Source organism: Comamonas testosteroni TK102, assembly GCF_000739375.1.
Lineage (GTDB): Bacteria > Pseudomonadota > Gammaproteobacteria > Burkholderiales > Burkholderiaceae_C > Comamonas > Comamonas brasiliensis.
In genome coordinates this window covers 4477668-4494275 of the sequence record NZ_CP006704.1, presented here as the reverse complement: position 1 = coordinate 4494275, position 16608 = coordinate 4477668, and the positions used below count along the sequence as shown (strand labels likewise).

Below are 16608 nucleotides of genomic sequence, written 5' to 3'. Positions count from 1 at the left end.
TGGCCGCAGGTAGCCGCTCTTCTAGCAAAGCACGCGGTGGTCGCACCCCTCTAGGCGAACCCCACCAGATCCTGAACATCCTCGCGGATCTGCGTTGCCCCTGTACTTAGCAAGGGCCTTCCCTATCTCATTTGACGGTCTGCGTAATCGTGCGTGCGATCGTCCGCTTTCATGCTGCACAAAAACACTACAGAGCAGATTGGCCGCTACGTGGTCACACCTCTCACCCAGACTGACGCAAGCGGTCAATTCACTGCTGCTGTCTCTATTCGTCGTGGTACTTATGACCGAATCTTTCGGTTCATCCCGCATTTTTCCGATGAGTCGCTTGCCTCTAAATATGCTTTGGCAGAAGGCCGGAGCATGGTGCTTGGTCACCAGTTGAATTGAGCTGCATCAGTTTTCATCCCTCAGTAGAAGCTTTGGCTACTGACTAATCTTCACCAAAGCACTCTCGTGGTTCTCTTGGGAATCATCTTTCGCTCCGAAAAAACGCAGCGAAATTCACTTAGAAGGTACCCTATGCAAAGCAATCTCTACGTATCGAATCTTGGCTATGGCGTCGATCGTGAAACGCTGAAATCTCATTTCTCTAGCTGCGGTGATGTCCTGTCCTCCGAAGTCATAACTGACCGTAATACAGGCCAATCGCGCGGCTTCGGCTTTGTTGAAATGGGAACGGCTGCCCAGGCAAAAACAGCGATCGATTCCCTGAATGATCAGTCATTGGGTGGTCGAGTGATCTCTGTATCTCTAGCCAACACACGCAAGTAATTTTTTACTCGGCGTAAAAAAGCCCGCATCTGTAAAGGTGTGGGCTTTTGCATTTCCAAATTCTCGAGCTCAATGCTCTTCTCTGACGCACTTCACAATATTTTCGCTGACCCAAATAGCTTTCATTCCAGGACACTGCCAGCCAGGCGGATTGCCATAGTGCTTTCTCCTGTTACAGGCTGAAGAATGCACCATGACTTCCTGGGGCCGTACATCTTAGTCAATGGTGCAAATTGATGGACTGTGCGTCTATGGGTGTAGTTGTCAGGGCCTGTACAGGAACTTGGGCCAAGCGCACAAACCTAGCGAGGCCGACCGCTGACACTGAGTGATAGTGACTTTGATAGCCATCTTCGAAATGCTGGCAGAACGCCACCCCTCCGGAGTGCAGACTGCTAGACCAGTACCAAGCAAGATCAAAGGATTCAGATCCTCCGTCAAGGAAATCTGGTGCGATGGTTTGAGCTGGGAAGGAGTCAGAGTAGTGCTTTCCCTCGGGAAGACTATTGTGATTCACACCATCAAAATAGTTCGCATAGTTCCGATTTCGAGATGGCTTTAGCATGCGATAACCCAGCTCCAATACGTCACGTGCTGGTATCAGCCAATCGTTATAGCCATTGATGTTTGCTGCAAGTGCAGCTTTAGCGAGCGGGCTTCCTGCATCTGCTAAAGCGATAGTATTGCTGCTGCTGTCAGCGGGATCAAATGCATTCGCTTTTTCAACGTCAATTTTTTCTTTGATTTGGGTGGATTTTGGAGCCCAAACGATCGCATAAATGGTTGAGTTAATGTTTATTAATCCACCATAGAATCCACCCTCAAATGGTTTCCCATATTCAGTATCTATGGTAGATAAGAATTGAGGGATTCGCATGATTTATCTCGGTTGAATTAAATTCAGTTTTGCATGTTATTTTACTGCGAGCTATTTTGATTTTTATTATTAGGATACTCCATTGCTTGTATTTAAATAAAAATAATACGAAATATTACTTATATTTAATTTTTAGCGTGAAAAATACATTTTGAAGATGGTTGTTAAGCTTTTTAAGGACTGATTTTTTGAGTTTATATAATTTTAAGTTTGAATATTTTTTGGATTTCCCTCAAGTAGAAAATTTATGCCTGCTAATGTCTGTGGTAGTGTTCTAGATAATTGAATATATCATTTGACAATGAGCTATTGTGGTTCAAAATGTATTGAAAATATGGAAGGTCAAGGCACCATGCAAGACGTTCTATCGAATCACCGAGAAAATATCTCAATCCTCGCGGCCTGGGCCATGTATAGCCGAGGCTTGGAAGCAGAGTTCTCGCACGGCGTCCTCGAACAGTTGTCTCTCCTATCTGGTCACGCGAAAGAGTCTGGCCATGGAGTTCATCAGATGACTCAACTGCTGTGGTGTTCAATTGATAACGATGACTCACGCGACCTTGACCAAATATCATCAATCGAGCAACTAGAGCAGGGCAAGGTTCGGGTTTTCGTTGCCGTGTCTGATGTTGACAGCGTGGTCAAGAAAGGCTCTCCGATTGATGAACATGCGAGGCTAAATACAACTTCTGTCTATAGCTCTGCTCGAGTGTTTCCCATGCTGCCAGAGCAGCTATGTACAGATCTCACCTCTTTGAACCAAGATCAAGATCGCCTGGCTCTTATCACAGAGATGACCTTCAGTGGCGATGGTCTTCTGATTGAGTCGATCATATATCGGGCAGTTGTGCGGAACAAAGCAAAGCTTGCATACGACGCAGTGTCGGAATGGTTCGAGGGAGTCGCGGAGTTGCCAGAGTCTGCGCAGAAAGTTGCGGGGATGGACACCCAGTTGAGGATGCAAGATGAGCTCGCTCAGAAACTGCGATTGCTAAGGCGATCACAAGGATCGCTGGAGTTAGAAACTTTTCAGCCTCATGCTGTGTATGACGGCGACATTATCATCGACATTCGTCAACAGCCACACAATCGGGCTCGTCAATTGATTGAGGAGTTGATGATTGCGACTAACGGTTGCACGGCGCGCTTCTTGGCCGCGCAAGGCACCGCTTCATTGCGAAGGGTAGTCCGTTCACCAGAGCGTTGGCAGAGAATTGTCGAAGTCGCTGAAAGCTACGGCTGGAGCTTGCCAGATGAGCCTGATGGAGAGGCTTTGCAGGCATTTCTTGCAATGCAGCACCAGGCAGATCCCTTGAGATTTCCGGATTTATCGTTGGTGATCATAAAGTTGATGGGGCGAGGTGAATATGTGGTTGAGCGCCCGCGCGGGCAATCTATCGGCCATTTCGGATTAGCGGTGCAAGACTACATGCATTCAACAGCCCCTAATCGACGTTACCCAGATCTGATTACCTTGCGTCTGCTCAAATCTACACTTGCTGGGGAAAAGTCTCCCTATACCTACGATGAATTGGAGGCTCTTGCCACACATTGCACCACTCAAGAGGATGCGGCTCAAAAAGTAGAAAGGCAGGTGCGTAAGTCGGAGGCTGCTTTGCTATTGCATGATCGAAGAGGTGAAATATTTGCAGGGCTCATCATTGGCGTAGGGGAGCGCGGAACTTGGGTGCGTATTTTTACACCTCCCGCAGAAGGTCGCTTGAAGGGAGACCTCCCTACTCTTAATGTGGGTCAAAAAGTGAAGGTAAAGCTTGTTTCTACCTCCGTTGAGCGAGGATTTATTGATTTCACTATCGTTCATTGAGATTCAATGGAAAAATATTGGTCTTGGCAGAAGTGGAGAGTTTAGGAGGTGATCTTCTGCTGAAAAGGTTTTTCATATCCCCCTGGCATGCGGCAGGCATTTCCGGAGCTACTGCTTGAAGCGCATATTCCAATGGCAACCCAGAATGCGCGACGCAGATGGATGCTTGATCAGCGACAGGCGTTTTCCTTGATGTTCTGGGTGCCCGGGATTGCAATGATCAGACTTAATTTTCAACTGAAGTTGAACTACCAAGTTTTAGAGCACGATGCAGATTTTTTCTTCTACATACATGCTGCTAATACTTCTCATCAACAAGTGTCATCTGAGCATTTGACAGTAAGTGAGGCAAGTGCTGACTGGGAGATTCAACAATGTCAAGACGTCACGCAACGTTGTCTAAGGGTCAGTGCCAGGCCTGGCACACTGACTGTGCATTACGAGGCAATCGTAGAGATTTCTCACCATAAAGCCGAGCCAGGATACGTTTCAGAGGTGCCTGTTCGGCGGTTGCCGTTAGAGGTGATGCAATATGTCTATCCCAGCCGCTACTGCCAGTCGGACCGATTGTCGAAGTTTGCGGTCGATCGGTTTGGTCATCTGCCGCAAGGCTACACCAGAGCCCAAGCGATCTGTGATTGGGTGAGGCAAAACGTGACATTTCGGTCGAATACGTCTATTGGTACAACTTCAGCAGTCGACACGCTGATCGAGCGGGTAGGTGTGTGTCGTGATTTTGCTCATTTAATGATAGCGATTTGCCGAGCAATCAACTTACCTGCGCGATTTGTGACAGGTACTGACTATGGCGCTGATCCGGCTCTGGGGCCAAGCGATTTCCACGCCTATGTGGAAGTTTATCTGGGATATCGCTGGTTTATTTTTGACCCATCAGGAACGTCTATTCCCATGGGGCTGATGCGAATTGCAACGGGGCGGGATGCCGCAGATGTGGCTTTCGCAACCATATTTGGCAGCGTGATCAGTGAGCCTGCGCACATTCATGTTCAAGTTGAACATTCGGAGAAGAAGAATTGGGAGTGGCCCGTTTATACGTCGCTTGCTCTGTCAACGGAATAGTCCGATGTGATGCACAGGCATTGAGGTAGAAGTTGCTGCGGTACTTTGGAGTAGCGTGTGTGCCGCCAATCTCTAGTAAGAGACCGAGGCTTCTCTCAGGCTGACAGTCAGGGCGTTGCTATCTGATGTGTCCACTACAAGGCAAAGGAGGGTGGCTGCAAACATCGCTACGATTTAGACGCAGGCAAAAAAGTGGGTAGAAGCCGCTTCAGGTTGTGTATCCACTTTACGCAGGGAATGGCTTGTGTACTAGCCATTCTGGCGCCGGAGATGTGAAGCGAACGCTTGCATCAGTGGCTGGCAGAGGCAGTGAAGGAGGCCGAGCAGGTGCTGGTGTTGGTGTTGGTGCCATTCGGCATATTTGATGCAGCGTCAGCCTAGCGTTGGGCCCCTTGTGGCTGCCTGCAACTGACCAACGGCAGACGCTCGATGAGCGGGAGCAGTAGCCCGCAGATGTGCAGAGCACCAAGCAAAGAAAAAATAATAAAATTTGCGCTTCTTATGCAAAAGTATTATGATTGGTGCCAGCTGCAAACTTCAACTAGTCGTCTTGCAGCGCCTTCCGGAAGGCAAGAACGTCGTCCGGCAAGGAATTTTTTGCGAGGCATCTTGCACCGTTGGCTGTAGAGCAGCAGCCAATCGAGTTATCGAAAGCTCATGCGGGCCGCTTGGCCTGCTCTGATTGAACTAGATTCCACTGACTCCTATCGCCATGGGCAAGTACTTCGTTACGCCCACATCACACAAGACCAATTGCGGTCGCTTTCAAGCTTCCTTCGCACTTCAGCGCACAAGGCAGAACAGCAACTATTGCCGTGTTTTTCGCTTTGACAAAACATTTGCCTCGACCGAAGCAGCAAAGATCTTTGCTGTAACCCAAGGCTGGCTGCATACCTCCATGCAGCCATTGACGTGCTGAGCCGCTAACGAGCTCCCAACTTTTTCGGTTGCTGTGGATTCCCATTCCCACTGCCACATTCAAACGATGCGTCAATCCTTGATGCGTCACCACTAGAAAAGGCTCCCATGAGCACAAAAATTTACGTTGGCAACCTGCCATACTCCGTGACCGACTCCAGCCTGCGAAGCAACTTTGCAGAGTTCGGAACCGTAACCTCTGCCAAAGTCATGATGGATCGCGAGACTGGGCGCTCCAAGGGCTTTGCGTTCGTAGAAATGACGTCTGCGGACGAATGCCAGGCAGCTATTTCTGGTTTGCATGGCATGTCCGTCGATGGACGTTCGATCGTTGTCAATCTTGCGAAACCTCGTGAAGAAGGTCGTGGATTCGGTGGCAATCGCGAATTCCGTGCCAGCTCTCGTCCCAATGTTGGCTATGGCAACGATGGCTATGGCGGCGGCTACTGATCTAGTTGCGAACTCAAGAAAACGCCCTCAGTTCGAGGGCGTTTTTGTTCCAGTGAGTGGGCCGATTGCTACGGCTTGCAGACTGCTCGCGGGCCTTCTATAAGGTGCGGGTTTTGAGGAATGCAGCGTGTTAGGTCTAGCTTGTGGTTGCGCGGGCTGATGGCAAGGTCGCAACGTCCATGCTTGTGATGCTCATCCTTGGCATCAGCATGCAGGTCGTCAAGTTGAGCAGGAAGCCAAACAAAAAACAGTTCCAGGCGAACTAAGGCTTTCCAGGACGGTTCATCGGTTATGGTGGGTAACTTAAACCACTAAGGAATCGCCTGATGCCAAAACCCAACTACCAATTCGAAAAAAGGCAGCGGGAGCTCGAGAAAAAGAAAAAGAAGGCTGAGAAGGCTCAGCGCAAAGCTACTGAGTCCGAAACAGTTGCGCCGGTCCTGAACTCTGAGGCACTGGTTGAAAGCAAGTAGGTAAGGGATAGGCTTTGTGCCGGCGCGACTTTTGACAGTCTCAAAAGAGCCGCGCCGGCACTTCGATCAGCAGCTTACCAACGCATGATCAATGGTGCCTGGGTGTCTGCAGTCTTGAACTTTGGAAGCTGTAAAAAAATTGCCTGCAAGATGAGTCATCGTGCAGGCAATCTTTTTGCCAAAACCGGAACACATGCCGGAACATTTCCCGGAACGTCTTCAAAAGTTATAGCATTACATCCGTGGTGCCCGGGGCCGGAATCGAACCGGCACGCCTTGCGGCGGGGGATTTTGAGTCCCCTGCGTCTACCAATTTCACCACCCGGGCTTCGCTTAGCGCAGACGCGAATTATGGCACAGTATTGGACATGAAAACTTATTCGACCATCGAACATGCTATCGGTCACACGCCGCTGGTGGCATTGCAACGCATCGGCGCGGATGCCAACCGCGAACGTGCAAACGTAGTGCTGGGCAAGCTCGAAGGCAACAACCCGGCCGGCTCCGTCAAGGACCGGCCTGCGCTGTCCATGATCCAGCGTGCTGAAGAGCGCGGTGAAATCAAGCCGGGCGATGCACTGATTGAGGCAACGTCGGGTAACACCGGCATTGCCTTGGCCATGGCTGCTGCCATCAAGGGCTATCGCATGATTCTGATCATGCCCGAGGATCTGTCCATTGAACGCGCCCAGACCATGAAGGCCTACGGTGCCGAACTGATTCTGACGCCCAAGAGCGGCGGCATGGAATATGCGCGCGATCTGGCCGACCAGATGGTGGCGCAGGGCAAGGGGGTGTTGCTGGATCAGTTTGCCAACCCCGACAACCCGCGGGCCCACTACGAAACCACAGGTCCGGAACTGTGGGAGCAGACCGGTGGCGAGATCACCCACTTCGTGAGTGCCATGGGTACTACCGGAACCATTACCGGCGTGGCCAAGTTCCTCAAGGAAAAGAACCCGAACATCAAGATCATCGGCGCTCAGCCTTCCGAGGGCTCGCGCATTCCTGGCATCCGTAAATGGCCCGAGGAATATCTGCCCAAGATCTATGACGCTTCGCTGGTCGACGAGCTAGTCTATGTGTCCCAGGACGATGCCGAAGACATGGCCCGACGCATGGCGCGCGAAGAGGGCATCTTCGCAGGCATCTCGGCCGCCGGTGCATTGTGGGTGGCCCAGGAGATTGCCAAGCGCGAGCAGAACGCCACCATCGTGTTTGTGGTCTGCGACCGCGGTGATCGTTACCTCTCTACCGGCGTGTTCCCGGCATGAGCGATGTCTTTTGCGTGATAGCGCAAAAGTGAATCAAAGCTCCAAATGACAGGCAGCGCTTATCCATCAAGCGCTGACTGCTATCAATATCAAGAATAGGACTTGCGCAAACAAGAATGCAACGGCGGCCTGCCTTCTGAGGCAGACGCCTCGCCTGAATCCGTTTTGCGTAAGTCGTGAAGAATACGGAGAGCCTCATATGGCTTATGAAGTCCGCTTTTGTTCCAATTGCGCGACCGAGCTGCAATGGATTGTGGCCAGCGAGGACAGCGGCGAGGTACAGCGTCTGCGCTGCCCGAATTGCGGGTTCACGCACTGGGGCAATCCCACACCGGTGCTGGCTGCCGTGGTGGAAGGTGACGATGGTCGCGTGCTGCTGGCGCGAAATGCGCTTTGGCAGGAGGGCGTTTTCGGCCTGATCACAGGCTTTATGGAGGCCGGTGAATCGCCCGAAGCCGGAATCTGTCGCGAGGTGCTCGAAGAAACAGGGCTGCGCGTGAAAGCGCTGCGTCTGCTGTGCTGCTCGGAGTTTCTGCGCATGAATCAGGTGCTGATTGCCTACCATGTGCGCGTGGAGGGCAGGCCCGAAGACGTGAGGCTTTCTCCGGAGCTGCTGGAATATCGTTGGCAGACGGCTGAGGAGTCGCTGTGCTGGCCTGCGGGCACGGGCTACGCGCTGGCAGAGTGGATCAAGCAAAAAGGCTTTGAGCCGCGCTTTGGTGCTTTCCGTCCCGGTCAGAACCCCGAGCCTGATCCCGCCAAATGGCCTGTGCGACGCTGGGCCGATGACCCGCGCTTTACCGTGGCCCCTGCTCTGGTTTGAGCAAAGACCGCGCTGCTGCTGCCAGCGCCCGGTTTTTCTACAATCGGCGCTGACGAGGAATTCACCCCATGCACGTAGACCAAGAAGTTGACACCCGCGGCCTGAACTGTCCGCTGCCCATTCTCAAGGCCAAGAAAGCGCTGGCCGCCATGCAAAGCGGTCAGTTGCTCAAGGTCGTGGCCACGGATACCGGCTCCATCCGGGACTTCCAGGCCTTTGCCAAGCAGACCGGCAATGAACTGGTGGAGCAGCAGACGGTGGGTGATGAATTCATCCATATCCTGCGCCGACGTTGAAGACCGGTGCTTGACGTGACAAAGGCCTGCATTTGCAGGCCTTTGTCATCAGGGGCTTGGGGGAGAGGGCTTAGAGGCTCAGGTTCTTGAGGTACTCGCGAAAGCTGTCGCCCACATCGGGGTGCTGCAGCGCCAGCTCCACCGTGGCCTGCAGAAAGCCTTCCTTGCTGCCGCAGTCATAGCGTTTGCCGGCGTACTGGAAGGCGTAGACGGCCTCATGCTGCATCAGGCGCTCTATGGCATCGGTCAGCTGTATCTCTCCGCCCACGCCCTGGGGCTGGTTGCGGATCTGGTCGAAGATGGCCGGGGTCAGCACATAGCGGCCTGCCACGCCCATGCGCGACGGGGCTTTTTCCGGAGCGGGCTTTTCCACGATCTCGTCAATACGCATCAGCGGTCCGCCCGCAGGCTCGCCCTTGACGATGCCGTAGCGCTTGGTGTGCTCAAGCGGCACTTCCTGCACGGCCAACAGCGAGCGGCCCTGCTTCTGGAAGGCGGCCGTCATCTGCGCCATCACGCCGGGGCCGCCATTCTCTCCGGTCATCAGGTCGTCGGCCAGAATCACGGCAAAGGGCTCGTTGCCCACCAGAGGCTCTGCGCACAGCACGGCGTGGCCCAGACCCAGGGAGCGGGGCTGACGCACGAACAGGCAGTTCATATCGGCCGGGCTGACGCTGCGCACTAGGTCCAGCATGGCCTGCTTGCCGGCATTCTCAAGCTCGTTCTCGAGCTCGTAAGAGGTGTCGAAATGGTCTTCGATGGCCCGCTTGCTGCGGCCGGTGACAAACACCATGTCGCGGATGCCGGCCTCGTAAGCCTCTTCGACCGCGTACTGGATCAGTGGCTTGTCCACCACGGGCAGCATCTCCTTGGGGGAAGCTTTGGTGGCGGGCAGAAAACGGGTGCCCAGACCTGCAACGGGGAACACGGCTTTGCGGACGCGGGTTTGATTGCTCATGTGCTTGTCTTTTCTGGATGGAAAAAGGCGCAGTTGCCTGCGCCTTGTTTTATCAGGCAGTTTAGCGGTGTTTAACCGAGGCGAGCCAGTTGCTCGTTGATACGTGTCAGCGTGGCGCCAAAGTCGGCCAGACGCTTACGCTCCTGCTCCAGCACGGCGGCGGGCGCCTTGGCGCAGAAGGCTTCGTTGCCCAGCTTGCCATTGGCTTTCACGATTTCACCTTCCAGACGCTTGGCTTCCTTGCTCAGGCGGGCCTTCTCGGCTTCCACGTCGATCTCCACGAACAGAGCCAGGCGGATGTCACCCATTACGTTCACGGGCGAGGCTTGAGCCGCGGTAGCCCAGGCGGCTTCGTCATCAAACACCTTGACTTCGCTGAGCTTGGCCAGGTTCTTGAGCACGTCGGCATTGGCGCGCAGGAAGGCCGAATCATCGGCATTGCCGGCCACGGCCAGCAGTGGCAGGCGCTGGGCGGGAGACACACCCATCTCGCCGCGCAGGGCACGGCAAGCGTCCACCATCTGCTTGATGCGGCCCACGTAGGCAATCGATGCTTCGTCGATCTTCTCGGGCTGAGCTTCGGGATAGCGGGCCACGGCGATGGAGTCGCCCTTGAGGCCGGCCACGGGCGCAACCTGCTGCCACAGTTCTTCCGTCACAAACGGAATGACGGGGTGGGCCAGACGCAGAATCGCTTCCAGCGTACGGATCAGCGTGCGGCGGGTGGCGCGCTGCTGGGCTTCGTTGCCGGTCTGGATCTGCACCTTGGCGATTTCCAGATACCAGTCGCAGAACTCGTTCCAGACGAAGTCATAGATGGCGTTGGCCACGTTGTCGAGACGGAACTCGGCAAAGCCCTTGGCCACTTCAGCCTCGACCTTCTGCAGCTGCGAGGCGATCCAGCGGTCGGGCTGGCTGAAGTGCATATAGCCAGCGAATTCGCCGCCGGGCTGGCATTGTTCCTTGGTGTGAGGAGCCAGGCCGCAGTCATGGCCTTCGCAGTTCATCAGCACAAAGCGGCTGGCGTTCCAGAGCTTGTTGCAGAAGTTGCGATAGCCCTCGCAGCGCTTGCTGTCGAAGTTGATGCTGCGGCCCAGCGAGGCCAGGGCCGCAAAGGTGAAGCGCAGCGCATCGGCGCCGTAGGCGGGAATGCCTTCGGGGAATTCCTTTTGCGTGTTCTTGCGCACCTGGGGAGCTGTCTCGGGCTTGCGCAGGCCGGTGGTGCGCTTTTCCAGCAGCGGCTCCAGCGAGATGCCGTCGATCAGATCGACCGGGTCCAGCACATTGCCTTCGGACTTGCTCATCTTCTTGCCCTGTGCATCGCGCACCAGGCCGTGGATGTAGACATGCTTGAACGGCACGCGACCGGTGAAGTGCGTGCTCATCATGATCATGCGAGCGACCCAGAAGAAGATGATGTCGTAACCCGTCACCAGTACCGAGGAGGGCAGGTAGAGGTTGTAGTCATCGTCGGCGGCATCGCCCTGCTCGGGCCAGCCCATGGTGCTGAACGGCACCATGGCAGAGGAGTACCAGGTGTCCAGCACGTCGGCATCGCGGGTCAGCTTCTTGCCGGGGGCGATCCGGTCGGCCTGTGCCTGGGCTTCGGCTTCGTTCTTGGCAACGTAGATATTGCCTTCTTCGTCATACCAGGCGGGAATCTGGTGGCCCCACCAGAGCTGGCGCGAGATGCACCAGTCCTGGATGTTGTTCATCCACTGGTTGTAGGTATTGACCCAGTTCTCGGGCACGAACTGGACTTCGCCGGAAGCAACGGCGTCGATGGCCTTCTGGGCGATGGACTTGCCGCTCGGGTCCTGGTCGCTGACCTTGCTCATGGCAATGAACCATTGGTCGGTCAGCATGGGCTCGATCACCTGGCCGGTACGGTCGCAGATCGGCACCATCAGCTTGTGCTTCTTGATCTCGACCATCAGGCCCAGCTCTTCCAGGTCGGCGACGATGGCCTTGCGGGCCACGAAACGGTCCATGCCGCGGTATTTCTCGGGCGCCTCGTCGTTGATCTTGGCAGTCAGCGTCAGCACGCAGATCATGGGCAGCTTGTGGCGCTGGCCCACCTGATAGTCGTTCTGGTCGTGGGCCGGCGTGACCTTCACCACGCCGGTGCCGAACTCCCGGTCCACGTATTCGTCGGCAATGATGGGGATCTGGCGGCCCACCAGCGGCAGGGTCACGGTCTGGCCGATCAGGGCACGATAGCGCTCATCTTCGGGGTGGACCATCACGGCCACGTCGCCCAGCATGGTTTCGGGGCGGGTGGTGGCGACCACCAGATTGCCTTCACCGCTGGTCAGCGGGTAGGCAATGTGCCAGAGCGAGCCGTCCTTTTCCTGGTTCTCGACTTCCAGGTCGGAGACGGCCGACTGCAGCACTGGGTCCCAGTTCACCAGGCGCTTGCCGCGGTAGATCAGGCCTTGCTGGTACAGCTTCACAAAGGTCTCGGTCACCACCTTGGACAGCTTGTCGTCCATGGTGAAGTACTCACGGCTCCAGTCCACGGTGTCGCCCATGCGGCGCATCTGGGTGGTGATGGTGTTGCCGGATTGTTCCTTCCACTCCCAGACCTTCTTGGTGAACTCGTCGCGACCCAGGTCATAGCGGCTCACGCCCTGGGTCTGCAGCTGGCGCTCGACCACGATCTGGGTGGCAATGCCGGCGTGGTCGGTGCCGGGAATCCAGGCCGTGTTGTAGCCCTTCATGCGGTGGTAGCGCGTCAGCGAGTCCATGATGGTCTGGTTGAACGCGTGGCCCATGTGCAGCGTGCCGGTCACATTGGGAGGCGGAAGCTGGATGGAGAACGAGGGCTGGGTTGCATCGGGCTTGCCCGTGCCGCGCACGCCGGCGTGGCCGTAGCCGCGCTTTTCCCACTCGGGGCCCCAGTGGGCCTCGATGGTGGCGGGTTCGAAGGATTTGGACAGGCTCTCCAGGCCGGGTTGTGCAGGGGTGTCGCTCATAGTTTGCTTGTCAAGGAAAACGGCATCCCTGGGGATGCGGTCGATAGTTCGAGACGGATTGACCGATTCTAGCGATCTGGTACATGTGAGCGGCGCGGGTGGGTACTGGCTTTAGCTGGGTCGCGGAGACCGGGCGGGTAAACTGCATCCATAGCCCTGGCTTGCCACCCCGTGGCCCAGATGCACGAGGATGGCCTGAGCCGTCCCGGCGCAGAGAGCGGCCGACCCGGAGGTTTCCGCAGCCCGGCCGCACAACGAGAGGATTACCCATGAGCACATTTCCCCCCTGTCCCCAATGCCGTTCCGAATTCACCTACGAGGATGCAGGCCTGTTCGTCTGCCCCGAATGTGCCCATGAGTGGTCCGCCGAGGCCCAGGCAGCGGGCGAGCCGGAGTCCAGGGTCTACCGCGACAGCGTAGGCAATGTGCTGCAGGATGGCGATAGCGTCACCGTCATCAAGGATCTGAAGCTCAAAGGCTCGGCAGGTGTGGTCAAGGTGGGCACCAAGGTGAAGAACATCCGCCTGGTCGATGGGGATCACGATATCGACTGCAAGATCGATGGCTTTGGCGCCATGAGCCTGAAGACGGAGTTCGTGAAAAAGGCCTGAGTCGGCATCTGACCGGCCCAAAGCGCAAAAGGCATCCCTGGGGATGCCTTTTTTATTGCCGCGCTTCGATTTTCATCTGGACGGGCAGCCGTCAGGGGCGCCCGGAGCGCTGTTCTTAAACCGTGCCGGGAGGCACGAACTCCGGGCGGTCGTTGCTTTGCGGCTTGAGCGGAGCGCCGGACTTGCCTTCGGCGCGTTCCTTGCGCCACTGCTCCTTGCGTGCGGTCCACTCGTCCAGGCGTGCATGGGCGGTCTTGCTTTCCTTGAGCATCTGCAGTTCGTCGGCCAACTGGGCCGTCAGCTCCAGGCGGATGCCGTTGGGGTCGAAGAAATAGATGCTCTTGAAGATGTGGTGGTCTGTCACGCCCAATACCTCCACGCCGCAGGCCTGCAGACGGGCCTTGGTGTTTTCCAGTTCCTGCACGGAGTCCACACGGAAGGAGATGTGGTTGATCCAGATGGGCGTGTTGGGGGAGGGCAGGGCTGCTTCGTCGTCGCCAATGTCAAAGAAGGCGATGAAGGAGCCGTCCTTGAGGCGGAAGAAGAAATGGGTGTAGGGGCAGTACTCGCCTGTGGAGGGGACGTAGTCGCTCTGGATGATGTGATAGAGCGGCAGGCCCAGGATGTCCTCGTAGAAGTGACGGGTCTCTTCTGCATCCTTGGCCTTGTAGGCGTAGTGATGCAGCTGCTGCACGGCGGCAGGTGCGGGCAGCTGGCTCATGTCCGCACGCCGGGGCTGGGAGTAAACCGGAGTAGGGGCGGCTTGGCTCATGCGATGTCTCCTTCGATTGTGTGAGTGTTTTTATTCTACTATTCGTAATCGATTAACCTAAAGTAAATTTTTCATGGGGGAATTGGCATCTGCAGCGGGGTGCAGATGCAAAAAAGCCCGTACCGCTTGCACGGGCCGGGCCAAAGAGAGAGCCCGCAAAGGGCTTCACTCGAGAGTCTTTGCGGACGGATTACTGCTTCACGGCTTCGATCTGCAGGACCAGACGCACTTCCTTGGGGAAGCCGTAAGGGATGCCGTAGTTCACGCCCCACTGGGTGCGGTCGATGGTGGCCTCGAAGTCGCCGCCGCAGACTTCACGCTTTTGCAGCATGGGGCTTTCGTAGCAGGTGAACTTGTTGGCCTTGACGGTGATGGGGGCGGTCTTGCCCAGCAGCGTCAGCTGGCCGGTCACTTCCTTGAGCTTGTCGCCGTCAAACACAAACTTGTCGGAGACGAACTTGGCTTCGGGGAATTTTTCCACGTTGAAGATGTCGGCGCTTTGCAGGTGCTTGTTGAAGGCAGGCGTGCCGGAGTTCACCGAAGTCATGTCCAGGGTCACTTCCACCTTGCCGGTCTTGGCCGCCTTGTCGAACTGCACAGTGCCGCTTTTCTTGTCGAAGCGGGCACGGTTGGTAGAAGCACCAAAGTGATCGATCTCGAAAGTCGCGAACGTGTGCGTGGGGTCGATGGCGTAAGTGGCAGGTGCCGCCTGGGCTGCGGTGGCAAACAGGGACGCAGCGGCCAGGGCGAACAGAGTGGAACGCATTGTGAATACTCCTTCAGGGATTGGAACTATCAAAACATGAGCTGTCAGCGCTTGACTATCAAGGGCTGAGACCGAAAAACGCTTAAAGCTTGCCGACGCCGGTCAGAGCCAGCTTGAATTGCACATTGACCTCGTCGGCCACCATGGAGGTGTCCTTCCAGTCGCCGTCGCCGATCTTGAAGTTCAGGCGCTTGAGTGCCAGCGTGCCGGCGGCAGTGGTGGTGGCTCCGGACTGGGTCAGCGTTACGGGCAGGCTTACCTTCTGTGCATTGCCCTTGATGGTCAGCGTGCCGTCCACCTGGAACTTGCCGCCGCCCAGAGCCTTGACGGCGCTGGAGTCGAACGTGGCCTGAGGGAACTTGGCAACGTTGAACCAGTCTGCCTTGGGCAGTTCTGCATCGGTTTCCTTGGCACCCATGGTGGCGCTGCCGGTATCAACCGTGAAATGGATCTTGCTGCTCTCGGGCTTGGCGGCGTCGAAGGCGATCTGGGCGTCGAACTTCTTGAAGTGGCCCTTGAGCGGCACGCCCATCTGCTTGGCTTCAAAGTTGACGGCGCTTTGTGCGGGCACCAGGGCTTGAGCCGCCTGGGCGGCAGTGCCCATGAAGGCGGTAGCGATCAGTGCGGAGGAAAAAAGGATTTTCATCAAAAAACTCCTTGTGATGAACGTATAAAAAACTCAAAAGCCGGTCCGGCTTGAAGGAGCGGGACAGCAAGCAAGCGCCGCCGCGCAGCAAAGCTGTCGTCCCCCTGGGGGAAGCGGCGGGGGCCGCCCCGGCAGCGCCGCTCAGGGGGGACTACTGGCTTGGAATCATTCGTGACAGCAGTCCGTCGCGGTCAATGATCTGATGCTTGATGACGGCGGCGATATGCATCACCACCAGGGCTGCCAGTGCATAGGCCAGATAGCCATGCCAGGGTTTGAGCGCTTCGGCCAGTTCGGGGCTCTTGCTCACCAGGTCGGGCAGAGGCAGCTGACCGAAGAGCACGATGGGAAAGCCTGCTGCCGAGCTGTACATCCATCCCACCAGCGGGATGGCAAAAAACAGCGCATACATCAGGTGGTGCACGCCATGGTGGGCCATGCGCTGCCAGCCTGGCATGGTGCGGGTGACGGCTTCGGGCAGCTCCGGCGGCCGGTGGGTGACGCGCCAGACCAGGCGCAGCACGGACAGGATCAGAATCGTCATGCCCGCCCATTTGTGCCAGTTGAAGTATTTGAGGCGTGTGGGCGAGAAAGGCAGGCCTGTCATATAGAGACCAAAGGCGAAGATGCCGATCAGCGCCAGGGCCAGAACCCAGTGCAGGGCGATGGCGGTACCGGTGTAGCGGGAGCTTGAGTTCATGGAAACTGCAATCAGAAAGTGCGGGTTGCGGGCGCTGGGGCCTGCTGGAATTGATATGCAGTGTATGAAGCGACGAATGCAAAAAGGTTCAGCAGGATTGAGGTCTCAATTCAAAAAAGCTGAATGACCAAAGCCCGGACCACAGGCTGCAGCAGGGCCGCGGATTTCTTCAGCACTGAGCGGAATATGGATATGCCGCTTTGCACGACAAGCACCAATGTCGGGAACTGGTGTTGATGGGGATCAATTTTCCGAGTAATTAACTTGTGATTTGAATACGCGGACTGGCTTTGCAGCAGCTGTTTCTATACTCCGCGCCTCTTAGTCTTTTCAAAGACCAAAGCGTGGCGGACGGCCAAGGCTGGCGATATGTGGGCAGTAATGCCGACA

18 protein-coding genes and 1 tRNA gene are annotated in these 16608 nt (G+C 56.1%); 11 read left to right on the top strand and 8 right to left on the bottom strand.

The genetic code is table 11. From position 1 onward, the window contains the following. The first annotated feature begins 171 nt into the window (after positions 1–171). Together O987_RS28385 and O987_RS28380 are read left to right on the top strand one after the other, a co-directional pair. Positions 172–390, top strand: coding sequence for a hypothetical protein (locus O987_RS28385; protein WP_080554076.1), 219 nt, complete (start codon positions 172–174; stop codon positions 388–390). Between the two features lie 132 nt (positions 391–522). Further along, positions 523–774, top strand: coding sequence for an RNA recognition motif domain-containing protein (locus O987_RS28380; RefSeq protein WP_003052774.1), 252 nt, complete (start codon positions 523–525; stop codon positions 772–774). A gap of 220 nt (positions 775–994) precedes the next feature. Here the strand turns inward: O987_RS28380 and O987_RS28900 are convergent, their stop codons facing one another. Continuing rightward, positions 995–1651, bottom strand: a complete 657-nt coding sequence (locus O987_RS28900) for a DUF1566 domain-containing protein (RefSeq protein ID WP_144244953.1) — start codon at positions 1649–1651, stop codon at positions 995–997. Between the two features lie 511 nt (positions 1652–2162). Between O987_RS28900 and O987_RS20265 the strand changes: the two genes are divergently transcribed. From O987_RS20265 to O987_RS29265, 5 genes are all read left to right on the top strand, one after another. Continuing rightward, positions 2163–3476, top strand: coding sequence for an RNB domain-containing ribonuclease (locus O987_RS20265; RefSeq protein WP_235214188.1), 1314 nt, complete (start codon positions 2163–2165; stop codon positions 3474–3476). A 216-nt stretch (positions 3477–3692) separates the two neighbouring features. Continuing rightward, the gene (locus O987_RS20260) at positions 3693–4556 is read left to right on the top strand and encodes a transglutaminase-like domain-containing protein (protein ID WP_029158753.1); all 864 of its coding nucleotides are present in this window, start codon (positions 3693–3695) and stop codon (positions 4554–4556) included. 712 nt (positions 4557–5268) lie between these two features. Then, positions 5269–5475: a hypothetical protein gene (locus O987_RS29885; protein WP_080553866.1), complete on the top strand. Its 207-nt coding sequence runs from the start codon at positions 5269–5271 to the stop codon at positions 5473–5475. A gap of 107 nt (positions 5476–5582) precedes the next feature. Beyond that, complete coding sequence (locus O987_RS20255) at positions 5583–5924, top strand: RNA recognition motif domain-containing protein (protein ID WP_003052789.1); 342 nt, start codon at positions 5583–5585, stop codon at positions 5922–5924. 326 nt (positions 5925–6250) lie between these two features. Continuing rightward, the gene (locus O987_RS29265) at positions 6251–6397 is read left to right on the top strand and encodes a hypothetical protein (RefSeq protein WP_003052792.1); all 147 of its coding nucleotides are present in this window, start codon (positions 6251–6253) and stop codon (positions 6395–6397) included. Positions 6398–6640: 243 nt separating this feature from the next. Here O987_RS29265 and O987_RS20250 read toward each other — a convergent pair. Further along, positions 6641–6725, bottom strand: a tRNA-Leu gene (locus O987_RS20250). A gap of 40 nt (positions 6726–6765) precedes the next feature. Between O987_RS20250 and cysM the strand changes: the two genes are divergently transcribed. From cysM to O987_RS20235, 3 genes are all read left to right on the top strand, one after another. Continuing rightward, a complete protein-coding gene (cysM, locus tag O987_RS20245; RefSeq protein ID WP_003052795.1) occupies positions 6766–7671 on the top strand; it encodes a cysteine synthase CysM in 906 nt (301 codons plus the stop codon). 199 nt (positions 7672–7870) lie between these two features. Further along, entirely contained in the window at positions 7871–8494 is a 624-nt protein-coding gene (locus O987_RS20240) for an NUDIX domain-containing protein (RefSeq protein ID WP_003052798.1), read from the top strand. 68 nt (positions 8495–8562) lie between these two features. After that, complete coding sequence (locus tag O987_RS20235) at positions 8563–8790, top strand: sulfurtransferase TusA family protein (RefSeq protein WP_003052800.1); 228 nt, start codon at positions 8563–8565, stop codon at positions 8788–8790. Between the two features lie 70 nt (positions 8791–8860). On the opposite strand, the gene galU is transcribed toward O987_RS20235, so the two are convergent. Together galU and O987_RS20225 are read right to left on the bottom strand one after the other, a co-directional pair. Then, complete coding sequence (gene galU / locus O987_RS20230) at positions 8861–9748, bottom strand: UTP--glucose-1-phosphate uridylyltransferase GalU (RefSeq protein ID WP_003052802.1); 888 nt, start codon at positions 9746–9748, stop codon at positions 8861–8863. Between the two features lie 71 nt (positions 9749–9819). Further along, positions 9820–12723 (bottom strand): valine--tRNA ligase, encoded by a 2904-nt coding sequence (locus O987_RS20225; protein ID WP_043374390.1) that lies wholly within the window; start codon positions 12721–12723, stop codon positions 9820–9822. 269 nt (positions 12724–12992) lie between these two features. Here O987_RS20225 and O987_RS20220 point away from each other — a divergent pair, with 269 nt between their 5' ends. Continuing rightward, positions 12993–13334 (top strand): zinc ribbon domain-containing protein YjdM, encoded by a 342-nt coding sequence (locus O987_RS20220; RefSeq protein WP_003052808.1) that lies wholly within the window; start codon positions 12993–12995, stop codon positions 13332–13334. 115 nt (positions 13335–13449) lie between these two features. Here O987_RS20220 and O987_RS20215 read toward each other — a convergent pair whose 3' ends face one another. The 4 genes from O987_RS20215 to O987_RS20200 all read right to left on the bottom strand — a co-directional run bounded on the left by O987_RS20215 (position 13450) and on the right by O987_RS20200 (position 16218). After that, positions 13450–14106 carry a VOC family protein gene (locus tag O987_RS20215; RefSeq protein WP_003052811.1) on the bottom strand — a complete coding sequence of 219 codons (657 nt, stop codon included), beginning with the start codon at positions 14104–14106 and terminating at the stop codon, positions 13450–13452. 190 nt (positions 14107–14296) lie between these two features. Continuing rightward, positions 14297–14872 (bottom strand): YceI family protein, encoded by a 576-nt coding sequence (locus tag O987_RS20210; protein WP_003052814.1) that lies wholly within the window; start codon positions 14870–14872, stop codon positions 14297–14299. Positions 14873–14954: 82 nt separating this feature from the next. Continuing rightward, the gene (locus O987_RS20205) at positions 14955–15518 is read right to left on the bottom strand and encodes a YceI family protein (RefSeq protein ID WP_003052816.1); all 564 of its coding nucleotides are present in this window, start codon (positions 15516–15518) and stop codon (positions 14955–14957) included. Positions 15519–15669: 151 nt separating this feature from the next. Then, positions 15670–16218, bottom strand: a complete 549-nt coding sequence (locus O987_RS20200) for a cytochrome b (RefSeq protein WP_003052818.1) — start codon at positions 16216–16218, stop codon at positions 15670–15672. Positions 16219–16608: the final 390 nt, after the last annotated feature.